Genomic DNA, 1,140 nt, shown 5'->3' on the forward strand with positions numbered 1-1,140 from the left:
AAGGAGGACACGAACGAGATTCCCGCCGTCGTCTCAGTCCTCGGCCCAGTAGTACAGCTCTTCGCGGGGCGCGTCGCAGCTCGGGCAGTTCTCGGGGAGCTCTTTACCGATCTCGCCCATCTCGCCGCACTCCCAGCAGCGCCACATCACGTAGGCGGTGCCGAACACGTCGCGGGCGTCGGTCAGCGCCAGCGGGTCCGACCCGGTCGGCGCGGAGACGTAGAAGCCCGCGTCGTCGACGCCGCGGACCGACCCGAGCTCCTCGCCCGACTCGTCGTACACCGTCTGGCCGATGCTCACGTCCGCGAACTCGGGTTCTTCGGAAGCCATGCGTGAGGGTACGCATCGTATCGACTAAAGCATGACTCACGTTATCAAGGGGTTCGGCCACGGCAGCGCGCGCCTCCGAGTGCCCGCAGGCGAGGCGCGCCGCGGGAGGTCTCGGGCTCCGCGCCGACTGCCAGAGAGGCTTCGACGCGCACCGGAGTCGGCCGCGCGGCTGGGCTTCGGCACCACTCGCCGCAAAAACCCGGGAGAACGCGTCGCGTCAGGCGACCGGGGTGCGCTCGACGACCGTGCCGTCGACGGTCGGGTACTGCTCGACGATCTCGCCCTCGTCGAGGTCGCCGTCCTCGACCATCTCTTCGAGGAGCCACCACGCGACCTCGACGTGGTTCGACTTGACGGTGTAGAACTCTTCGGGGACGCCGAGCGCCTCGAAGCGCTCGGGCTCGGCGAACGCCTTCCCGTAGACGAGCGTGCCGTCGTCGGTCACCTCGTCGAACTCGCGGCGGATGTTCCGCGCCATGCGCTTCAGGCGGTTGCGGTGCTGGGCGGCGTCTTTGAACACCGAGGTACAGAAGTACACCTTCTCGTGGCTCGCCATCTCCTCCAAGATGGCGTCGTCCTTCGACCCCTCGACGGCGGACATGTGCCCCTCCTGGAGCTCGAACCCCTCCGCTTGCATCCGGCGGTAGTTCCCGTCGGACATCTCGAACTCGTTCACGTTACAGAACTCCGCGGCGCCCTCGTCTAAGAACTCTAAGAACTCCGGCTCCGCGCGAATTCCCGGGATCTCGAAGGCGGGCGTGAGCCCCTCCTCGCGGGCGATATAGAGAATCTCCTCCCCCTCGGTCCCGT

The 1,140-nt window shown here is 67.1% G+C and carries 1 protein-coding gene and 1 pseudogene; both read right to left on the minus strand.

Features of this window, described 5'->3' with window-relative positions; genetic code table 11:
- Window positions 1-33: 33 nt before the first annotated feature.
- Complete coding sequence (locus U4E84_RS18160; protein WP_322533468.1) at window positions 34-330, minus strand: rubredoxin-like domain-containing protein; 297 nt, start codon at window positions 328-330, stop codon at window positions 34-36.
- A 217-nt stretch (window positions 331-547) separates the two neighbouring features.
- A pseudogene (locus U4E84_RS18165) lies at window positions 548-1,140 on the minus strand (radical SAM protein); the annotation flags it as partial.

This window comes from Halorubrum sp. AD140 (assembly GCF_034497445.1).
GTDB lineage: Archaea > Halobacteriota > Halobacteria > Halobacteriales > Haloferacaceae > Halorubrum.